Source organism: Bacillus cereus G9842, assembly GCF_000021305.1.
GTDB lineage: Bacteria > Bacillota > Bacilli > Bacillales > Bacillaceae_G > Bacillus_A > Bacillus_A thuringiensis_S.
In genome coordinates this window covers 4305908-4325203 of sequence record NC_011772.1, presented here as the reverse complement: position 1 = coordinate 4325203, position 19296 = coordinate 4305908, and the positions used below count along the sequence as shown (strand labels likewise).

Genomic DNA, 19296 nt, shown 5'->3' with positions numbered 1-19296 from the left:
AGTGATAGTCGAATGGGGACGAATAAGCCTGTTGTAATTGGAATTGCTGGTGGTTCGGGATCAGGTAAAACGAGTGTAACGAAAGCGATTTTTGACCATTTTAAAGGTCATTCTATTTTAATCTTAGAGCAAGATTATTATTACAAAGATCAAAGCCATTTACCAATGGAAGAGCGTTTAAAAACAAATTATGATCATCCGCTTGCGTTTGATAATGATCTGTTAATTGAACATTTGCAGCAGTTGCTTGCATATGAGCAAATTGATAAGCCTGTATATGACTATACATTGCATACACGTTCAGAAGAAATTATTCCAGTTGAGCCGAAAGATGTAATTATTTTAGAAGGAATTCTTATTTTAGAAGACCCACGTCTTTGCGAGTTAATGGACATTAAATTATTCGTTGATACGGATGCTGACCTTCGTATTCTGCGCCGCATGCAGCGTGATATTAAAGAGCGCGGTCGTACGATGGATTCAGTTATTGATCAGTACGTAACTGTTGTACGTCCAATGCACAATCAATTTATTGAGCCTTCTAAGAAATTTGCGGATATTATTATCCCTGAAGGTGGACAAAACCATGTTGCAATTGATATTATGGTGACAAAAATTGCAACAATTCTTGAACAAAAAGTAAATTTGTAATAGCATAGTAAAAGATATACGGTAGGAAGGGATTTTTTCCCTTCCCATCGAATACAATGAAACATGCAACCTCATCTATATATAGGTGAGGGCATATTTATATCAACTTTCCATACATATCTTCTTTATATAAAGAAGAATTGGAAATACGGGGTTGTATGTGACAACTCCGCTAGTGCAAGGGTACTAGAAACCTCCGCTAACAATGGAAGCGGAGGAGTTTTCATATGGAACTCCTCTTTTTTTCGGGGGATTGGTATATAAAAGGAGTGGAAAATATGTCAACAGAAAAAACATACCCTATGACACAAGAGGGTAAGCAAAAACTAGAGAACGAACTTGAGCAATTAAAAACAGTAAGACGTAAAGAAGTAGTAGAACGTATTAAAATCGCACGTAGCTTCGGGGACCTTTCTGAGAACTCTGAGTACGATGCAGCAAAAGATGAGCAAGCGTTCGTAGAAGGACGTATTACACAATTAGAAAATATGATTCGTAACGCAGTTATCATTAAAGATAATGGCGAAGTATCTACTGTTGTTACATTAGGTAAAACAGTAACATTTAAAGAATTACCAAACGGAGATGAAGAAGCGTACACAATCGTAGGTAGCGCGGAAGCTGACCCATTTGAAGGAAGAATTTCTAACGATTCTCCAATCGCAAAAAGCTTATTAGGTAAGCAAATTGGTGAGAAAGTAACAATCCAAACACCAGGCGGAGAAATGCAAGTAGAGATTGTCTCTGTAAAATAAAAAAAAGATTCTCCTATCGGGAGAATCTTTTTTTTTTGTAGAATGAAAAAAATTGTGTAAACCTTAGAGTAATTCGACAAAAAATGTCAAAAAAACACTTTAAGCTTTGATATCATAATTGGAGAATATAGGTTTTAAAAGGGAAAAGGGGCTAATTATGAAACATAAAATCTTTACAGGATTGGTGTGTAGTATATCCATATTAGGACTTGCTGCATGCGGAACGAATGAAGAAACTACATCATCAAAGGGAGAAAAAGTAAAGCAAGAAGAAAAAAAGGATATTAAAGCAACTGAGAGTTCAAAAGCCTTAGAAAATCCAAAAGATAAAAAGGAATTTAATGATTTTGATGTAGCGTATCAATTAGCTATTGTTATGAAAATATTTCAAGATGTAACGATTAAGTATGATTACGCAATTGGAAATCCAGATTATTTATTGCGAGATTCGATGGATCAAAAAACAATAGATGATATGAAGAATATGTTACAAGAACAGGCGAAGAATAATGATAAAATTTTAAAAGATGAAGTGAATCAAGCGTATACATATTTAAAACAATCGAAAGTAAGTAATAAAGATGATATTCAAAAAATAATAGATGCACAAAATAATTATTTACATATTGTAGATAAGATGATTACTTGTATTGATTCTGTAACAGTTGAGAATGCAAAAGAAAAAAGAAATGAAATGGATAATCTTAGTAAGGATTATTTAAAAATAGCGGCTAATGTAACAACCACTGTAATTGAAGTTGCTAAAAACACTGGAGTGAATGAAACTGAATTTAGATCGCTTCTTATGAAATTTTTAGAGAAGCCAAAGAAACAATAATAACCTTATATAATATCTGTTTTTGTTTTGGGGATTGTATAAATAAAATAGTACCTCGTCTAAACTATAATAGACGAGGTGTTTTTTTATGAAAATAAAACGGAGAATTGCAATTGTTTTAATTTGTTTTATGGGCATTATGTTTTTATTGCTTTGTCGTTTAATTCAAATCCAAATTATAGATACAGAATCATTTACTAATCGCAAAATAAATTTAATTGAAAAAAGTGTTACGCAACGTACGCAATCCATTGCAGTAGACGATGGACGTGGGCAGTTTATAGATCGTAATGGTAAAGAAATAGGGGAGGAAAAGTATCCTGTTTTAATTGTTTTTCCATTTTTACAAATAAAAAATGACATGTTAGAGAAAATCGCGCATATCATTGGTGTGTCGAGACAAGAGATCAGAAGACAAATGAAAAATAAAAAAAATGCATTTATACTGCAAGGGGAAACTGCTCCATTTCGAGTGACACGAGAGCAGATGGAGAAGGTGAATCAATTACATGTATTAGGTATTGTAGCAGCTGAAGTGCGATTAAAACAAACTGGGGAGATAAATCATTTAATTGGTGATGTAGGGGAGAACGAAAGAGAATTTCAAAAGCGATATGGAGAAGTGAAAAAAATTTCAAAACAAACGCCGATAGGTATTTCAGGATTACAGCAATCATTTGATGAATTTTTATTGACTGATGGAGAGGCAAAAGTATTGTATCAAGTAGATCGGCAAGGAGAACCAATTTTCGGAAAGCAAGCGAAATATACTTCACCAGGAAATCCATTTTACCCAGTTAGGATTCAAACTACTTTACATAAAGGGTTGCAGCAAAAAGCAGAAGAAGTGATTGAAGCAAATGAAATAAAGAAGGGGGGATTAGTATTACTTGATGTAAAGACAAATGAAATATTAGCGATGGTCAGTAAGCCGTCTTTACAAGTAAGAGATAAGAATTTATATGAGACTACACTTGAAAATCAAATGTTAACGCCGCATTTTCCAGGCTCTGTTTTTAAAACAGTAGTTGCAGCTGCAGTCATTGATCAAAAAGTAAATTTGTTTAATCGGACATTTAATTGTAATAAAGATTTATATGGTGAAAACGACCCACAAGTTATGATGGGTACACTTAACTTCAAAGAGAGCTTTGCTAGGAGCTGTAACAGGACATTTTCCGAGTTAGGTAACGAGCTATTACAAAAGGATAGGACGGTGCTAGAAACATACGTAGCAGCTTTAGGAGCAAATGAAAAGGTCGGATGGAAAGGTTCTGTATTTCATACACCTCATTTCGAGCAAATGCCAGAAGAAAAAGGCTCTACTATTTGGGGGAATGAAGAAAACAAAAATAGTAAAAAAGCGGTAGAGCAAACAGCGATTGGACAGAAAGATGTACGTATATCACCTCTAGCAATTGCTAATATGATGGCGACGATTGCGAGGAATGGAAAAAAGATGGAAGTGAAAGCTGTTGAAAAAATAGTATATAAAAATGGAGCGGATTTTTTTACATTTGAGAACCATACGTTACATGGAAAACAGCTTTCGTATGAAACAGTGAAAACATTACAAGAGTTATTAAGAGGCGTTGTAACAAGGGAGAAAGGAACAGGAACGGCATTCCACTCGTTGCCGCTCAGTGTCGCTGGAAAATCCGGGACAGCGCAAACAGGGAAAGGGACGAGGGTGAATCGCTGGTTTGCAGGTTATTTTCCGTATGAGAATCCAAGATATGCTTTAGTTGTTGTTGATCTAGAGACTGATAACAAAGTGAATAAAGTCACACCTATTTTTAAAGATATGGTAGGAGCAATCTATCAATTGGAGAATGAAAAGTAATCTTGCAATTTATAGTGAATTGTTTTCATTTCATGAAAATATCATTGTAAATGTTCAACCTTTCTAGATTTAATGTTACAATAGCAATTAGGAAAAACTGCATGGAGGTTTGGAGAATGGCAGGAGGATCAAGATTCCAACAGAAACAACAAAAACGTCGTCAAAACGGTGTTTTAAATATTGCAATCGCTATTGTATTACTATTAGTAGCTATTGTAGCATATCAATTGTTCGTTCCTAGTACGAAAGAGCAAGCATCTTCTACTGATAAGAAAGTCTCTCAACAAACAACAAAGAATGAGAAAGCTGGAAAATCAGAAGATAAAGAATCTGCTAAGAAAAAAGAAAAAGAAAAAGAGCAAGCAGAAGCTAAGCAAAAAGCTGAAGAAGAGAAGTTAAAGGCTGAGGAAGAAAAGAAAAAAGCTGAAGAAGAAGCGAAAGCTAACGAGAAAGTATCAGCTGAAAAAACTGTATCCAAGGCAAAAGAGGCTTATACAAAACCTTCTTGGAAAGCTGTAGGAACAGAACAAGGTTCATCACCAGCGATGACGTTTAAACAGGGGTCATCAGATTGGAATGAGATGCAAAGTGCAATTGCTGCAGGTATTGAAGTACCGAAGGAGCAATTAGTATTCCATTTTGTTGGAAGAGACAAAACTGGAAAGAGTAAAGCTTATGGTGACGTTCAAGATAAGCAAAGTGGAAAAAGATATTACGTAAATATTGATTGGGTAGATAATGAGGGCTGGAAACCAGTACTTGTTCAAACTCTAAACTAAAAAAGAGAAGCTCCTTAGGAGCTTCTCTTTTTTAGTTAACGCAATTTCTTTAATTTAAAATGAACAACCGCGCTATAATACGGTCTTTTGCTTTCAGGATCCATAACCATTTGATGTGAGATGTGATGAACTTCAAGCATAAGTGCTTTATTATTATCGATTTGTTCACTAATTTTTCGTTCTAAAGAAGCTAAGTCTCCCGCTTCAAAAAATTCTACTTTATCTTCTAACATTTCAAAGGTAAATGACATGAAGACGGCCCCTCTCCTATGTAATCAACTATAGTGTAACAAAGAAAAGAAGGAAATACCATGTACATTTCAATTGACATTTTTAGAAAGAGGGAATATCATACTGATAAAACCGATAAGAAAAAGGGGAATTTTTATGGGCACAGAATTTAATGGTTTATTTGATGAGTGGGCTCATACGTACGACTCATTCGTACAAGGCGAAGATATACAATATAAAGAAGTTTTCGCCCATTATGAGGATATTCTAGAGGATGTAGTTAACAAGTCATTTGGTAATGTATTAGAATTTGGTGTCGGTACAGGTAATTTAACAAATAAATTATTACTTGCTGGCCGCACAGTTTACGGTATAGAACCGTCGCGTGAAATGCGTATGATTGCAAAAGAGAAATTGCCAAAAGAATTTTCGATTACAGAAGGTGATTTTCTTTCGTTTGAAGTCCCAAATTCAATTGATACCATTGTAAGCACCTATGCATTTCATCATTTAACAGATGATGAAAAAAATGTAGCGGTTGCGAAGTATAGTCAATTGCTAAACAAAGGTGGTAAAATAGTGTTTGCTGATACGATATTTGCAGATCAAGATGCATATGATAAAACTGTTGAAACAGCAAAACAAAGAGGTTTTCACCAGTTAGCAAACGATTTGCAAACGGAATACTATACACGTATTCCAGTTATGCAGACTATTTTTGAAAACAATGGCTTCCATGTAACGTTTACGAGATTAAATCATTTCGTTTGGGTAATGGAGGCAACTAAGCAATAGAAAGAGGGATTAGATTGAGAATTGCTGTAATTGGAGCAATGGAAGAAGAAGTACGTATTTTACGTGACAAATTAGAACAAGCAGAGACAGAAACGGTTGCAGGTTGTGAATTTACGAAAGGACTATTAGCAGGACATGAAGTAATCTTGTTAAAGTCTGGTATTGGTAAAGTAAACGCAGCGATGTCAACGACAATTTTATTAGAAAAATATAAGCCTGAAAAAGTAATTAATACTGGTTCAGCTGGTGGATTCCATCATTCTCTAAACGTTGGTGATGTAGTTATTTCCACTGAAGTTCGTCACCATGACGTAGATGTAACAGCATTTAACTATGAATATGGTCAAGTACCAGGAATGCCGCCTGGATTTAAAGCTGATGAGGCGTTAGTTGCATTAGCTGAGAAATGTATGCAAACTGAAGAAAATATTCAAGTTGTAAAAGGCATGATTGCAACAGGCGATTCATTTATGAGTGATCCGAACCGCGTTGCAGCCATCCGTGATAAATTTGAAAATCTTTATGCGGTAGAAATGGAAGCAGCAGCTGTCGCACAAGTATGCCACCAATATGAAGTTCCGTTTGTTATCATTCGCGCACTTTCTGATATTGCTGGTAAAGAATCAAATGTTTCATTTGATCAGTTTTTAGATCAAGCAGCTCTTCATTCTACAAACTTTATCGTAAAAGTGTTAGAAGAGTTAAAGTAATGTAACAAAAAGGCAACTGTCTCATATAAAGAAAATACATACAGTTGCCTTTTCTTTATTGGCAAACAAGGGGGAGAACACGATGAATGTATATCGTGGAGTTCATGAGTTAATTGGTCATACACCAATTGTAGAAATTACTCGTTTTTCACTTCCGAAAGGGGTCCGCTTATTTGCAAAGCTTGAATTTTATAACCCAGGCGGAAGCGTTAAGGATCGTTTAGGAAGAGAATTAATCGAAGATGCGCTAGAAAAAGGGCTTGTTACCCAAGGTGGAACAATTATTGAACCGACTGCTGGGAATACTGGTATTGGACTGGCACTTGCAGCATTAGAACATGATTTACGTGTTATCGTTTGTGTACCAGAGAAATTTAGTATTGAAAAACAAGAATTAATGAAAGCACTAGGTGCAACGGTCGTGCATACACCGACTGAGCAAGGAATGACCGGTGCAATTGCAAAAGCAAAAGAATTAGTAAATGAAATACCGAATTCATACTCTCCAAGTCAGTTTGCGAATGAAGCAAACCCGCGTGCTTATTTCAAAACACTAGGTCCTGAACTTTGGAATGCACTGAATGGAGAGATTAACATATTTGTTGCTGGAGCAGGAACTGGCGGTACGTTTATGGGGACTGCATCTTATTTGAAAGAAAAAAATATAGATATTAAAACAGTTATCGTAGAGCCAGAAGGATCTATTTTAAATGGTGGTAAGGCTGGTTCACATGAGACCGAAGGAATTGGACTGGAATTTATCCCGCCATTTTTGAAGACATCTTATTTTGATGAAATTCATACGATTTCTGATCGAAATGCATTTTTACGAGTGAAAGAATTAGCGCAAAAAGAAGGACTTCTCGTTGGGAGCTCTTCAGGAGCAGCATTTCATGCGAGCTTACTTGAGGCAGAGAAGGCAGCACCAGGTACAAATATTGTAACCATTTTTCCTGATAGTAGTGAGCGCTATTTAAGTAAAGACATATACAAAGGATGGGAATAAAAAATGAGAGCAAAGACAAAGTTAATTCATGGTATTCGTATAGGAGAACCTTCAACTGGATCTGTAAACGTACCGATCTATCAAACAAGTACGTACAAACAAGAAGCGGTTGGTAAGCATCAAGGATATGAATATTCACGTACAGGTAACCCAACACGTGCAGCTTTAGAAGAAATGATTGCCGTATTAGAAAATGGTCATGCTGGATTTGCATTCGGTTCTGGAATGGCTGCTATTACAGCGACAATTATGTTGTTCTCAAAAGGTGACCACGTTATTTTAACAGATGATGTTTATGGTGGAACGTATCGTGTTATTACGAAAGTATTAAACCGCTTCGGTATTGAACATACATTTGTAGACACAACAAACTTAGAGGAAGTTGTAGAAGCAATTCGTCCAAATACGAAAGCGATCTATGTGGAAACACCAACGAACCCATTACTAAAAATTACTGATATTAAGAAAATATCTACTCTTGCTAAAGAGAAAGATTTATTAACAATTATTGATAATACATTCATGACGCCATATTGGCAGTCGCCGATTTCTTTAGGAGCAGACATTGTACTTCATAGTGCAACGAAATATTTAGGAGGTCATAGTGACGTAGTTGCAGGTCTAGTAGTGGTAAATAGCCCACAACTAGCAGAAGACCTTCACTTTGTACAAAACTCAACAGGAGGTATTCTTGGACCACAAGATAGCTTCTTACTACTTCGCGGTTTAAAAACATTAGGAATTCGTATGGAAGAACATGAAACGAATTCACGCGCTATTGCTGAATTTTTAAATAATCATCCAAAAGTAAATAAAGTATATTACCCAGGTCTTGAATCACATCAAAACCACGAATTAGCAACAGAACAAGCAAATGGATTTGGTGCTATTATTTCGTTTGATGTAGATAGTGAGGAAACATTAAATAAAGTACTTGAGAAACTGCAATACTTTACACTTGCTGAAAGCTTAGGAGCAGTAGAAAGTTTAATTTCTATCCCATCTCAAATGACACATGCATCAATCCCAGCAGATCGCCGTAAAGAATTAGGAATTACAGATACATTAATTCGTATTTCTGTCGGTATTGAAGATGGTGAAGATTTAATTGAAGATTTAGCACAAGCGCTAGCGTAATAAAAAATGCACTGCTAATGTGGAGCAGTGCATTTTTTATTGTGTTAATTGTGAAATATTTCACAAATTATACATACACAAATGAAATGATTTCATGTATATTGAATTCATGAAATGTTATTCACGAGTAAACTTGTGAAGTGTTTCACAAACAATGGGATTCATGTAGGACGGTAACTCTATTTTTTTTCGCTAATCGGGACTTATTATGACCTATAGGGACTTATAAAGACCGTGATAACAGAATAGGAGGAAATTTACATGGTAGTCAAAGAGAAAGTTGTAAATGAAATGCAAGAGGTAAAAGAGATGATTGATACGTTAGTAAATAACGGTCAACAAGCTTTACAAGCATTAGAAAGTTTTACACAAGAGCAGATTGACAACATTGTTCATGAAATGGCATTAGCAGGTGTTGATCAACATATGCCACTTGCAAAATTGGCTGTTGAAGAAACAGGCCGTGGTGTCTATGAAGACAAATGCATTAAAAATATTTTTGCCACTGAATATATTTGGCATAGTATAAAGCAAGATAAAACGGTAGGAATTATTCACGAAGATCCTCATGAAGAAATAATAGAAATTGCAGAACCTGTCGGTGTAGTAGCTGGGGTAACACCAGTAACGAATCCAACGTCGACAACAATGTTTAAAGCGTTGATTGCGATAAAAACGAGAAATCCAATTATTTTCGCATTTCATCCTTCTGCACAAAATTGTTCGGTGGCAGCAGCGAAAACCGTATATGATGCAGCAATGAAAGCTGGTGCACCAAAACATTGTATTCAATGGATTGAAAGACCGTCTGTCGAAGCGACGAAACAATTAATGAACCATGATGGTGTGGCACTCGTTCTAGCAACTGGAGGCGCTGGTATGGTGAAATCAGCTTACTCTACTGGAAAACCAGCGCTAGGTGTAGGTCCTGGTAATGTACCGTGTTATATAGAAAAATCAGCACATGTAAAACGAGCTGTTAATGATTTAATTTTATCGAAAACATTTGATAACGGTATGATTTGTGCATCGGAACAAGCAATCATTGTCGATAAAGAAATCTATGATGATGTTAAAACAGAAATGATCGAAAACAATTGTTACTTTGTAACAGAAGAAGAAAGAAAAAAATTAGAAAAGCTCGTTATAAATGAAAATACATGTGCAGTAAATAGTGATATTGTAGGAAAATCAGCACAGTATATTGCCGAATTAGTTGGGATTACTGTTCCTGAACATACAAAAATGCTTGTAGCTGAAATTCAAGGTATCGGAGCAGCATACCCGTTATCTCGTGAGAAACTGAGCCCAGTATTAGCCTGTGTGAAGGCGAATTCATTAGAAAAAGGATTTACATATTGCGAAGAAATGTTGAACCTCGGTGGTTTAGGACATTCAGCAGTTATTCATTCTACAAATAAAGAAGTGCAAAAGCAATTTGGATTACGTATGAAAGCTTGCCGTCTCATTGTAAATGCACCTTCATCACAAGGTGGAATAGGGGATATATATAACGGATTTATTCCATCACTTACACTTGGTTGTGGTTCTTACGGAAAAAATTCAGTTTCCCAAAATGTAACAGCGACTCATTTATTAAATATAAAAAGGCTGGCAAATAGAAAAAAGAATATGCAGTGGTTCAAATTGCCACCAAAAATTTATTTTGAAAAACATGCTACAGCGTATTTAGCAAATATGCCTAACATTTCACGTGCATTTATTGTAACGGATCCTGGAATGGTTGAACATGGCTATGTGGATACAGTCACGCACTATTTAAACAAGCATGCAAATGATGTGAAAATTGAAGTTTTCTTTGAGGTCGAACCAGATCCATCAGATGAAACTGTCTTTAAAGGTGCGGAAATGATGAGAAGCTTTAAGCCAGATGTAATTATCGCACTTGGTGGTGGTTCAGCTATGGATGCAGCAAAAGGAATGTGGTTATTCTATGAGCATCCAGAAACGACATTCTATGGCATTAAACAGAAGTTTTTAGATATAAGAAAACGTACATGTAAATATCCGGAATTAGGAAATAAGGCACAGTTTGTTGCGATTCCAACAACATCAGGAACAGGATCAGAAGTGACACCATTTGCGGTTATTACAGATAAGAAAAATAATATAAAGTATCCGCTCGCAGATTATGAATTAACACCAGATGTAGCAATTGTTGATCCGCAATTTGTAATGACAGTACCACCACATGTAACAGCAGATACTGGTATGGATGTTTTAACACATGCAATTGAGGCGTATGTGTCTGTTATGGCAAATGACTATACAGATGGATTAGCATTAAAAGCTATTGATCTCGTATTCAAATATTTACCGAGAGCATATAAAGATGGAAATGATGAAGAAGCACGGGAAAAAATGCATAACGCTTCTGCAATTGCAGGGATGGCATTTGCAAATGCTTTTCTAGGTATTAATCACAGCTTAGCACATAAAATTGGTCCAGAATTCCATATTCCGCACGGACGTGCAAATGCAATTCTTATGCCGCATGTAGTCCGCTATAATGCTATTAAGCCAAGAAAACACGCATTGTTCCCAAAATATGAGCACTTTGTAGCAGATGAACGCTATGCACATATTGCGAGAATGCTCGGGCTTCCAGCAAGCTCAGTAGCAGAAGGTGTGGAATCACTCGTCAAAGCAATTATTGAGCTTGGAAAAAGCTTAAATATTAATATGAGTATTGCAGGACAAGGGGTAGATAAAGAGCAATTTGAAGAGGTTGTTGGAGTATTAGCAGAAAGAGCTTTTGAAGATCAATGTACAACTGCTAATCCAAAGTTACCGCTTATTTCAGAGCTGAAAGAAATTTATATGGAAGCATATAAAGGTGAATAATGATTAAAAAAGAGCCGCAGTAAAGCGGCTCTTTTTTTGTTGGAAAACATCTCCCAGAATGGCTGTATTTACTGGTCTTTCAGTTTCATAGAATATGATAAAGTGAAATGGAGGAGTGAGAATATAATGAAAGAATTACAAGGGAAAATAGAAGATTATACTAGGTTCGGACAAATTCTTCTCGCTGTAAGTACATTGTTAATGGTTGGCTTGTTGATTCCGGATGGAGCAAAAGAGACAATCCAATTTTTTGTTATGATGGGGAGTATCGTTATATTTTTAAGTTTATCGTTCTTTTTCTTTCAGCGTGTGAAAGTGATGCGTGACCAGTTAGAGGAAAATGAATGTGAATAATATTGTTAACTAGAGCGCGGCGAAAAGAAAGAATCTTTTTGTCGCGCTTTTTGTTTTTTGTAGAAAAATGTATGCGTTTCATGTTGACAATGATAATCCTTATCAATTAAAGTAGAATAGTAGTTAATGATTATCATTATCAACTAGAGGTGAAGGAATGAAAAAATCTATTACGCTATTTACAGCGATTTTATCTATTTTTTTCTTGTTAATAGGTTGCAGTGCCAAAGGGGACGAAAAAGCGTCTGCAACCAAAACAGAAAAAGGAAAAGAAAAAATCGAAATTACCGACCTGTCAGGGAGAAAGGTAACATTCGATAAAGTACCAGAAAGTTTTGCAACATTAAGTATGGGGGACATGGATATTATTCATGCTTTAGGTGGAAAAGTAGTAGGTCGTCCGGATACGAAATTAACTCTTCCAGAGGAGTTAAAGAAGGCAAAAGTAATTGGGAATGCACATCAACCGAATTTTGAGCAAATTGCTAGTTTAAAGCCCGATGTACTTGTTGCTAACAATGGATTCCAAAAGAATGTGCCAACGGTTGAAGGACAGGGAACGAAAGTAATCATTTCTTCTGCGAATTCTGTACAAGATATTCAAAAGAATATTGAATTATATGGAACGGTAATGAAGAAAGAAGATAAAGCAAAAGAACTTAATCAAAAAATCAATGATCAAATGAAGAAATATGAGAAAAAGAGCGATGTGAAAGCATTGCTAGTGTATGGCGCACCAGGTACTTATTTAGCGGCATTACCAACATCTTTATCAGGTGATGTTTTAGAAAAAACAGGCGGGAAAAATATTGCTTCTGATTTTCCAGAAACGAAAGAATATCCGCAATATGCACAGCTAAGTGTAGAACGTATTATTGAGGCGAATCCAGATGTCATTTATTTAATTACACACGGAGATCCAAAAAGTGTGAAAAAAGCATTCGAAGGCGAAATGATGAAAAATGAAGCGTGGAAAAATTTAGATGCAGTAAAACAAAACCACGTAGTTATTTTGCCACCTGATTTATTTGGATCTAATCCTGGGACAAAAGTTACAGAAGCAATAGACTTTATGTATAAAAGTATACAAGATGTAAGGAAATGATACGTATGGAAAGTAGTGAAGTAGTAAGAGAAAAGGAACATCCTTTTGCGAAAAAAAGATGGATAATAGCAGTTACTTTAGTTGTATTAACAATTTTAGGCCTCTTTTACGGACTTTTCGCAGGAAGTTTATCTTTTTCTGTACGAGACATTCTAACAGGTATACAAGATGAGGGTTCGACAGTTCATCGAATTGTATGGGATCTTCGCATACCGAGAGTTCTCGTTGGGTTTATAGTAGGAACATGTTTAGCTGCATCTGGTACACTGCTGCAAGGGGTTATGAGAAACCCTCTTGCAGATCCTGGTATTATCGGAGTTTCATCTGGGGCAGGCCTTGTAGCAATTGTCATCATGATTTTATTCCCACAGCATCTAGCTTTTTTACCACTAGGGGCGTTTTTAGGAGCTTTCATAACAGCGATGGTTATTTATGCTTTATCATGGCAAAAAGGGGCACCACCTTCAAGAATCGTCTTAGTAGGGGTGTCGATCAATGCATTAATTGGTGCAGCAACGTCAGCATTAATGTTATTACATAGTGACAAAGTACAATCCGTGTTACCGTGGCTAGCGGGTGGTATTGGTGGTGTAAGTTGGGCACATTTAAACATGATTATTTATTATGCAATATTCGCCATTATATTAGCTTTCTTTGGCATTAAGCATATTCGAGTGTTAATGCTTGGAGATGAAATGGCAAAGTTATTAGGACATAACGTGGAAAAAAGTCGGTTTTATTTAATCGTAGTAAGTACATTATTAGCTGGAATTGCAGTAAGTGTATCTGGTCTTATTGGATTTGTCGGTCTTGTCGTACCACATATGCTACGTTTATTAGTTGGAAATGATTATAGATATTTGCTACCTTTATCATGCCTTGGCGGCGGTGTATTACTTGTTTTTGCGGATGCAATAGCTCGAAGTTGGTTCGATCCAATCGAATTGCCTGTTGGTATTTTACTGTCCTTCTTAGGTGGTCCGTTCTTCTTATATTTAATTCATAGAGGAGGAAAACAACGTGATTTCCGTTAACAAAGTGTTTTATGCACACTCTGAAAGATTTCAAATGCAAAATATGAATGTACATATTAAGGCTGGAGAAATCGTTAGTTTAATTGGTCCGAATGGATCGGGAAAATCTACTTTGCTTCGTTTAATAGCAAGGCTACTGAAACAAAGCGAAGGGGACATCATTTTAGATGGGAAAAACATTCATATGATGAAGAGTGCTGATGTAGCGAAGCAATTAGCAATGTTACCACAAATGCATGATCATCAATTAGATTTAACAGTGAAAGAACTAATTGAGTTCGGAAGAGGTCCACATAAATCATGGAGTAGCCGCTTAAATAAAGAAGATGAAGAAATTGTTGATTGGGCATTGTCTGTTACAAATCTTGAAGGGTATGAATATCGTCTTTTACATTCTTTATCAGGAGGGGAACGGCAACGTGCTTGGATTGCCATGACGCTAGCGCAACGTACAAATGTCTTATTATTGGATGAACCAACAACCTTTTTAGATATCGTTCACCAGTTGGAAGTAATGGAACTTGTGAAACGATTAAATGAGGAGTATGGAATGACAATTATAATGGTTTTACATGACATTAACCAAGCTGCTCAATATAGCGATCGTTTACTCGTATTAAAGCGAGGAAAGATTCAGTATGATGGTATACCAGAAGAAGTGCTATGCCATGAAATGTTTCAACATGTATTTGGCATAGATGTAGATATCTTTCAAGGAAGTGACAAGCCGTTTTTTACACCGAAACGAATTTCTAAAAGGGGAGAAGAGCGATGCAAACAGAAGAGCGTATTACCACTGAATTAGTAAGAGAATTTGTTATGGCAGCTCACGGGGATTTAGAGAAAGTACAAGAGCTATTGGTTGAATCGCCAAGCTTACTTCACGCCTCTTATAATTGGGGTGGATCAGATTGGGAAAGTGCGTTAGGGGCATCGGCACATGTAGGTCGTAAAGATATTGCTCTTTATTTACTAGAAAAGGGTGCTCGGATGGATATTTTTGCAGCAGCTATGCTTGGTGAATTAGAAGTTGTACAAGCTATTTTAGTAGCTCAACCAGAAGCATTGCGTGCATCTGGTCCTCATGGCATTTCTCTTCTTCAGCATGCACGAATGGGTGGAGAGAAATCTAAGCGTGTATATGATTATTTAGCAATACTATCTTAATGAACGAAGGAAGTTCTTATGTGCGGTAAACTTTTCACTTGAAACAATTGGAAAGTTTACCCCCCGTTAGAACGGGATAAGTATCTAGTATATTTGAAAATCCTACACCCCCTCAACTGTAGTTTTCTTAATACTAGTTATGATATGGATGCAGTAGACGAAATTTGTCTACTGCTTTTTTTAGTCGTTAAGAATGAATATTCTGTATTTTATTGTGGGTTCATTTATCCCGCTATTTGCGGGCAGTAAGTCTCCCGCCTCAAAATTCAGCTAGAGCAAAGAAGTTAGATGGGAGATCCACTGCCCGTAAACGCTCGATTGGTGAGGGCTGATAATCAGTGGGGGTGAACAAAATTCCCCACTGATTAAAGTTTCACTTTATAATTAATAGTAACATTTCGTATGCATACAAAACATGATCGTGAAATTAAGAATAAATTAGTGGAAAGGAGTGCAGGCATGTTTCATACAGATTGTTTACAAATTCGCAAATATACAATGGATGATTTACAGTTCTATGCTTCACTATGGGGGAACGAGAAGGTAATGCGCTATATTGGAAATGGGACGTTAAAAACATATATACAGTGTAAAAAAAGTTTGGAGGAGTGGGTCATTCCTAGCTATAAAAACGGTCTCGGTTTATTTGTATTGATTGAAAAGGAAACGGGAACAAGAATTGGTCATGCAGGGCTGGTAAAGCAGCAGATTGATGGAAAAGAGGAAATTGAAATTGGTTATTGGTTACTTCCTCAGTATTGGGGAAAAGGGTATGCAAAAGAAGCGGCGGCAGCATTTCGAGACTACGGTTTCCAAGCATTACGAATGAATAAATTAATTTCTCTCATTAAGCCGAATCATCCCGCCTCAATATTTGTTGCTAGAAAGACAGGGCTCAGCTATGAGAAAACAACTTTATTTCATGGGATGGATGTTCTTGTTTATTCCATTAAACGTGTTGGATGAAAAATTACTTTTTTAAAGGTAAATTGCATTTTTTGAAGAATGGTATATGAAAATAAAGGGGGGATTACATGTACATTTATCATAATGGACTTATTATTCGTGAGGGAACGAGTAGCGTACCAGCATATGCAATTAAAGCATTGTTTGAAGATGCCGGTTGGAGTAATGATAATATCCCTTCTTGGCAAATTGAAAAATTTACGATAGCATTTGAAAATTCAACATGGGCTTTCACAATTTGGGATGAAGAAGAGATGATTGCGATGGTTAGGGTCATTTCGGATGGAATTATGATCGCGAATATAGTAAATTTAGTTGTGAAGTGTGAATATAGAGGGAAGGGATTAGGTAAGAAGCTTGTAGCTCTTTGTTTGCAAAAACTTCCCCACGGTGATTGGTTTGCGCATACATCTGCGAACAATTTTGATTTTTATAGAAGTTGTGGATTTGAAGTTAGAGAGCTATCGAGAAATGGAACATGTGCGTACTATGGATATCAAGTCGCGAAAAGAGATGGTCACCGATAAATGAACGGAAAGTAAAAAAGTATAGCGAGGTAATTTTGAGACTTTTGATAATAGAGAATGGATTGAGGCTCTTTTTATGATAAAATAAAAGAAAATTCCGTTTATTATTAGGGGGATAAAAATGAGTATAAAAGTTGGGGATGTATTTAAATATGAAAGAAGATTTACTGAGGAGGAAGTTTTTGAATTTGCAAATATTACAGGTGATAAAGGTAGACACCATATGGAATACGATGAAAACGGAAGACTAATGGTTCATGGTTTATTGACTGCTAGTATCGGAACAAAGGTGGGCGAAGAGTTACATTACATAGCAAGAGAATTAGTAAGTGAGTTTATTAGACCAGTTTTTACAGGAGATACGATCACTTGTGAATTAACTTTAACAAATATTGAGCAAATGGAAGGTTATAAAAAAGTTTCAATCGAGTCAGTTTATCGCAATCAGCATGAAAAGACGGTACTAGTTGGGACAAGTTATGGAATTATAAGGGGATAAAAAAGAAGCCTGTTAATCAGGCTTCTTTTTTATTATTTAGTAAACACGTTTTCGATTTTCCGCATAACTCGAGATGAGTAATAATGCAGTTTCTTCTCCTATATTACGAACAATATGAGGAACGCATGCATTCCATGAGAAAGAATCACCTTCTTCTACAATTGCAATATCTTCACCGTGCTGAACTTCTAGTTTTCCGCGTAATACAAGGTGACATTCTTCCCCTTCATGGGCATTTGGTGAGTTTTCTTTCGGGAATCCAGTAGGGATTTCTACTAAAGATAGGCGAAGGCCCCCTTGCTCCGCAACATGTTCAATTCTTTGCTCATCTTTGCCGTATACACTGTATTTCCGTTCTTCTTTTTTGACAATTTTTAATCGATCTTTTTGCTCTAACAATAAATAGGGAAGGGGAACGTTTAAAAAATTGGAGATCGTTTCTAAAGTTGAGATAGATGGTGATGTTTTATTATTTTCAACCTGACTCATAAATCCTTTAGAAAGACCTGTTCCCTCGCAAATTTGTGCAATTGTTATGCCTCTACGTTGACGAATTTCACGTATTGCAGAACCAATATTCATAAAATCAAGCTCCTTTTTGTAAACAACTATTTGTATCATAGCAAAAAAAATATATTTTTTCCCAGTGAAAATGAATTGACGAATAAAAAAAATTAGTGTATGTTTTGTAATGTAAATAAAAGTTTTGTATAAGAAAACTATAAAGGAGAGAATGAAATGAATCAACATATTGGTAACTTAATTATTCGTATCGTGTTAGGGGTAACATTCTTCATGCACGGTTTAACAAAATTCCAATCAGGAATTGACAATATTGCAGGATGGTTTACAAGTATTGGTTTACCAGGAGGACTTGCATACGGTGTAGCAACGTTTGAATTAGTTGGAGGTCTATTATTAATTCTAGGTTTAGGTGTAAGATATATTGGATTATTATTTGCACTTGTTATGGTTGGAGCAATCGTAAAAGTGAAATGGTCAGCTGGTTTATTGGGAGATGGAAAAAATCCTGGTTTCGAATTAGAACTTGCATTATTAGCAATGGGTGCATACTTATTTGTTGCAAAAGCTGATGGTTTTGTAGATAATTTCTTAAAAGAAAAAATGTCAAAGAAGAATTAATTTAAATGGGGGGGCTAACAAGATGAGTTTTCAACTTCATCCCGATACAACACTTGATGTTGTTCATTTATACGTATCTAATGTAAAGAAATCACTAGAGTTTTATACGGAAGTACTAAGTATGAAGGTGCTAAAAGAAGAAGAAGCAGTCGTTACATTTGGGAATGAAAATGGTGAACCACTTCTTATCATTGAAGAAAAGAAAGAAGCTTTTCCGAAGCAAAGAGGAAGAACAGGGTTATATCATTACGCAATTTTATTACCAAGTAGGCAGGATTTAGCGAATGTTCTTCATCATCTTGTAGAGATGGTATATCCACTACATGGCGGAGCCGATCATTACTTTAGTGAAGCTCTTTATTTAGCTGATCCAGATGGAAACGGGATTGAAATTTATCATGATCGACAAAAAGAAGTTTGGCGTGATGAGAATGGAGAACTCCCATTTGTTAGTAACCCGTTAGCTGGTGAAGAATTATTACAACAAGGAAGTACATGGAATGGCTTTCCAGCTGGTACTGTGATGGGGCATATTCATTTCCATGTAGCTGATTTAGAGGAAGCGAAACGTTTCTATGTTGATGGTCTTGGTTTTGAAGTAACGATCCCAGCTCGTAATGGAGCGTTGTTCGTATCTGCAGGTGGTTATCATCACCATATCGGTTTAAATACATGGCAAGGTGAAGGGGTACCACCGCAAATGCCAGGTTCTGTTGGTTTAAAATATTTCACAGTTGTACTAGCGAATGAAAAACAAAAAGAGCAAGTATGTGAAAGCTTAAAAAATATTGGCAAGATTGCTACGTACAAAGATGGAATATTACAAGCCCAGGATCCATTTGGACATTGTATCCATTTCAAAATAAAAGGAGAAGCCTAAAAAGGCTTCTC

22 protein-coding genes are annotated in these 19296 nt (G+C 36.1%); 20 read left to right on the top strand and 2 right to left on the bottom strand.

The window, feature by feature from the left end:
• Nucleotides 1-12: 12 nt before the first annotated feature.
• From udk to BCG9842_RS21785, 5 genes are all read left to right on the top strand, one after another.
• Complete coding sequence (udk, locus tag BCG9842_RS21805; protein WP_000537080.1) at nucleotides 13-651, top strand: uridine kinase; 639 nt, start codon at nucleotides 13-15, stop codon at nucleotides 649-651.
• A gap of 278 nt (nucleotides 652-929) precedes the next feature.
• Nucleotides 930-1406 carry a transcription elongation factor GreA gene (greA, locus tag BCG9842_RS21800; RefSeq protein ID WP_014894880.1) on the top strand — a complete coding sequence of 159 codons (477 nt, stop codon included), beginning with the start codon at nucleotides 930-932 and terminating at the stop codon, nucleotides 1404-1406.
• A 157-nt stretch (nucleotides 1407-1563) separates the two neighbouring features.
• Entirely contained in the window at nucleotides 1564-2244 is a 681-nt protein-coding gene (locus BCG9842_RS21795; protein WP_000680875.1) for a hypothetical protein, read from the top strand.
• 88 nt (nucleotides 2245-2332) lie between these two features.
• Nucleotides 2333-4087 carry a peptidoglycan D,D-transpeptidase FtsI family protein gene (locus tag BCG9842_RS21790; protein WP_000695118.1) on the top strand — a complete coding sequence of 585 codons (1755 nt, stop codon included), beginning with the start codon at nucleotides 2333-2335 and terminating at the stop codon, nucleotides 4085-4087.
• A 116-nt stretch (nucleotides 4088-4203) separates the two neighbouring features.
• Nucleotides 4204-4866 (top strand): YrrS family protein, encoded by a 663-nt coding sequence (locus BCG9842_RS21785; RefSeq protein WP_000897094.1) that lies wholly within the window; start codon nucleotides 4204-4206, stop codon nucleotides 4864-4866.
• Between the two features lie 35 nt (nucleotides 4867-4901).
• On the opposite strand, the gene BCG9842_RS21780 is transcribed toward BCG9842_RS21785, so the two are convergent.
• Nucleotides 4902-5117, bottom strand: a complete 216-nt coding sequence (locus BCG9842_RS21780; RefSeq protein ID WP_000010984.1) for a YrzA family protein — start codon at nucleotides 5115-5117, stop codon at nucleotides 4902-4904.
• 136 nt (nucleotides 5118-5253) lie between these two features.
• On the opposite strand from BCG9842_RS21780, the gene BCG9842_RS21775 reads away from it, so the two are divergent.
• The 13 genes from BCG9842_RS21775 (at nucleotide 5254) to BCG9842_RS21715 (ending at nucleotide 17262) form a co-directional block, all read left to right on the top strand.
• Nucleotides 5254-5892, top strand: a complete 639-nt coding sequence (locus BCG9842_RS21775; protein ID WP_000536323.1) for a class I SAM-dependent DNA methyltransferase — start codon at nucleotides 5254-5256, stop codon at nucleotides 5890-5892.
• 14 nt (nucleotides 5893-5906) lie between these two features.
• Complete coding sequence (gene mtnN, locus BCG9842_RS21770) at nucleotides 5907-6602, top strand: 5'-methylthioadenosine/S-adenosylhomocysteine nucleosidase (RefSeq protein ID WP_001217027.1); 696 nt, start codon at nucleotides 5907-5909, stop codon at nucleotides 6600-6602.
• 82 nt (nucleotides 6603-6684) lie between these two features.
• The gene (locus BCG9842_RS21765) at nucleotides 6685-7608 is read left to right on the top strand and encodes an O-acetylserine dependent cystathionine beta-synthase (protein WP_001103879.1); all 924 of its coding nucleotides are present in this window, start codon (nucleotides 6685-6687) and stop codon (nucleotides 7606-7608) included.
• Between the two features lie 3 nt (nucleotides 7609-7611).
• Complete coding sequence (locus BCG9842_RS21760; protein WP_001201921.1) at nucleotides 7612-8745, top strand: bifunctional cystathionine gamma-lyase/homocysteine desulfhydrase; 1134 nt, start codon at nucleotides 7612-7614, stop codon at nucleotides 8743-8745.
• 261 nt (nucleotides 8746-9006) lie between these two features.
• Nucleotides 9007-11610, top strand: a complete 2604-nt coding sequence (gene adhE / locus BCG9842_RS21755; protein WP_000260462.1) for a bifunctional acetaldehyde-CoA/alcohol dehydrogenase — start codon at nucleotides 9007-9009, stop codon at nucleotides 11608-11610.
• Between the two features lie 126 nt (nucleotides 11611-11736).
• On the top strand, nucleotides 11737-11964 hold the full coding sequence (locus BCG9842_RS21750) for a YrhC family protein (RefSeq protein WP_000661454.1): 228 nt from the start codon (nucleotides 11737-11739) through the stop codon (nucleotides 11962-11964).
• 157 nt (nucleotides 11965-12121) lie between these two features.
• Nucleotides 12122-13069 (top strand): ABC transporter substrate-binding protein, encoded by a 948-nt coding sequence (locus BCG9842_RS21745; RefSeq protein WP_000748462.1) that lies wholly within the window; start codon nucleotides 12122-12124, stop codon nucleotides 13067-13069.
• A gap of 5 nt (nucleotides 13070-13074) precedes the next feature.
• The gene (locus BCG9842_RS21740) at nucleotides 13075-14103 is read left to right on the top strand and encodes a FecCD family ABC transporter permease (RefSeq protein ID WP_002082127.1); all 1029 of its coding nucleotides are present in this window, start codon (nucleotides 13075-13077) and stop codon (nucleotides 14101-14103) included.
• Nucleotides 14090-14908: an ABC transporter ATP-binding protein gene (locus tag BCG9842_RS21735; RefSeq protein WP_000626531.1), complete on the top strand. Its 819-nt coding sequence runs from the start codon at nucleotides 14090-14092 to the stop codon at nucleotides 14906-14908. The genes BCG9842_RS21740 and BCG9842_RS21735 overlap by 14 nt, the downstream gene beginning before the upstream one ends.
• Nucleotides 14875-15270: an ankyrin repeat domain-containing protein gene (locus BCG9842_RS21730; protein WP_001192766.1), complete on the top strand. Its 396-nt coding sequence runs from the start codon at nucleotides 14875-14877 to the stop codon at nucleotides 15268-15270. The genes BCG9842_RS21735 and BCG9842_RS21730 overlap by 34 nt, the downstream gene beginning before the upstream one ends.
• Nucleotides 15271-15672: 402 nt before the next feature.
• Nucleotides 15673-16236 (top strand): GNAT family N-acetyltransferase, encoded by a 564-nt coding sequence (locus BCG9842_RS21725; protein ID WP_141526681.1) that lies wholly within the window; start codon nucleotides 15673-15675, stop codon nucleotides 16234-16236.
• A 68-nt stretch (nucleotides 16237-16304) separates the two neighbouring features.
• Nucleotides 16305-16763: a GNAT family N-acetyltransferase gene (locus BCG9842_RS21720; RefSeq protein WP_000276126.1), complete on the top strand. Its 459-nt coding sequence runs from the start codon at nucleotides 16305-16307 to the stop codon at nucleotides 16761-16763.
• Nucleotides 16764-16884: 121 nt separating this feature from the next.
• Nucleotides 16885-17262, top strand: a complete 378-nt coding sequence (locus BCG9842_RS21715) for a MaoC/PaaZ C-terminal domain-containing protein (protein WP_000025008.1) — start codon at nucleotides 16885-16887, stop codon at nucleotides 17260-17262.
• Nucleotides 17263-17298: 36 nt separating this feature from the next.
• Here the strand turns inward: BCG9842_RS21715 and BCG9842_RS21710 are convergent, their stop codons facing one another.
• A complete protein-coding gene (locus BCG9842_RS21710) occupies nucleotides 17299-17844 on the bottom strand; it encodes a helix-turn-helix domain-containing protein (RefSeq protein WP_001020693.1) in 546 nt (181 codons plus the stop codon).
• A gap of 156 nt (nucleotides 17845-18000) precedes the next feature.
• Here BCG9842_RS21710 and BCG9842_RS21705 point away from each other — a divergent pair, with 156 nt between their 5' ends.
• Nucleotides 18001-18405 carry a DoxX family protein gene (locus tag BCG9842_RS21705; RefSeq protein ID WP_001071553.1) on the top strand — a complete coding sequence of 135 codons (405 nt, stop codon included), beginning with the start codon at nucleotides 18001-18003 and terminating at the stop codon, nucleotides 18403-18405.
• 22 nt (nucleotides 18406-18427) lie between these two features.
• The gene (locus tag BCG9842_RS21700) at nucleotides 18428-19285 is read left to right on the top strand and encodes a VOC family protein (RefSeq protein WP_000009843.1); all 858 of its coding nucleotides are present in this window, start codon (nucleotides 18428-18430) and stop codon (nucleotides 19283-19285) included.
• Nucleotides 19286-19296 lie beyond the last annotated feature (11 nt).

What these genes read in the sequence shown, in the direction of transcription:
- udk (WP_000537080.1), top strand. Translation starts at nt 13, where the DNA reads ATGGGGACGAATAAGCCTGTTGTAATTGGAATTGCTGGTGGTTCGGGA.
- greA (WP_014894880.1), top strand. Translation starts at nt 930, where the DNA reads ATGTCAACAGAAAAAACATACCCTATGACACAAGAGGGTAAGCAAAAA.
- BCG9842_RS21795 (WP_000680875.1), top strand. Translation starts at nt 1,564, where the DNA reads ATGAAACATAAAATCTTTACAGGATTGGTGTGTAGTATATCCATATTA.
- BCG9842_RS21790 (WP_000695118.1), top strand. Translation starts at nt 2,333, where the DNA reads ATGAAAATAAAACGGAGAATTGCAATTGTTTTAATTTGTTTTATGGGC.
- BCG9842_RS21785 (WP_000897094.1), top strand. Translation starts at nt 4,204, where the DNA reads ATGGCAGGAGGATCAAGATTCCAACAGAAACAACAAAAACGTCGTCAA.
- BCG9842_RS21780 (WP_000010984.1), bottom strand. Translation starts at nt 5,117, where the DNA reads ATGTCATTTACCTTTGAAATGTTAGAAGATAAAGTAGAATTTTTTGAA.
- BCG9842_RS21775 (WP_000536323.1), top strand. Translation starts at nt 5,254, where the DNA reads ATGGGCACAGAATTTAATGGTTTATTTGATGAGTGGGCTCATACGTAC.
- BCG9842_RS21765 (WP_001103879.1), top strand. Translation starts at nt 6,685, where the DNA reads ATGAATGTATATCGTGGAGTTCATGAGTTAATTGGTCATACACCAATT.
- BCG9842_RS21760 (WP_001201921.1), top strand. Translation starts at nt 7,612, where the DNA reads ATGAGAGCAAAGACAAAGTTAATTCATGGTATTCGTATAGGAGAACCT.
- adhE (WP_000260462.1), top strand. Translation starts at nt 9,007, where the DNA reads ATGGTAGTCAAAGAGAAAGTTGTAAATGAAATGCAAGAGGTAAAAGAG.
- BCG9842_RS21750 (WP_000661454.1), top strand. Translation starts at nt 11,737, where the DNA reads ATGAAAGAATTACAAGGGAAAATAGAAGATTATACTAGGTTCGGACAA.
- BCG9842_RS21745 (WP_000748462.1), top strand. Translation starts at nt 12,122, where the DNA reads ATGAAAAAATCTATTACGCTATTTACAGCGATTTTATCTATTTTTTTC.
- BCG9842_RS21740 (WP_002082127.1), top strand. Translation starts at nt 13,075, where the DNA reads ATGGAAAGTAGTGAAGTAGTAAGAGAAAAGGAACATCCTTTTGCGAAA.
- BCG9842_RS21730 (WP_001192766.1), top strand. Translation starts at nt 14,875, where the DNA reads ATGCAAACAGAAGAGCGTATTACCACTGAATTAGTAAGAGAATTTGTT.
- BCG9842_RS21725 (WP_141526681.1), top strand. Translation starts at nt 15,673, where the DNA reads ATGCATACAAAACATGATCGTGAAATTAAGAATAAATTAGTGGAAAGG.
- BCG9842_RS21720 (WP_000276126.1), top strand. Translation starts at nt 16,305, where the DNA reads ATGTACATTTATCATAATGGACTTATTATTCGTGAGGGAACGAGTAGC.
- BCG9842_RS21715 (WP_000025008.1), top strand. Translation starts at nt 16,885, where the DNA reads ATGAGTATAAAAGTTGGGGATGTATTTAAATATGAAAGAAGATTTACT.
- BCG9842_RS21710 (WP_001020693.1), bottom strand. Translation starts at nt 17,844, where the DNA reads ATGAATATTGGTTCTGCAATACGTGAAATTCGTCAACGTAGAGGCATA.
- BCG9842_RS21705 (WP_001071553.1), top strand. Translation starts at nt 18,001, where the DNA reads ATGAATCAACATATTGGTAACTTAATTATTCGTATCGTGTTAGGGGTA.
- BCG9842_RS21700 (WP_000009843.1), top strand. Translation starts at nt 18,428, where the DNA reads ATGAGTTTTCAACTTCATCCCGATACAACACTTGATGTTGTTCATTTA.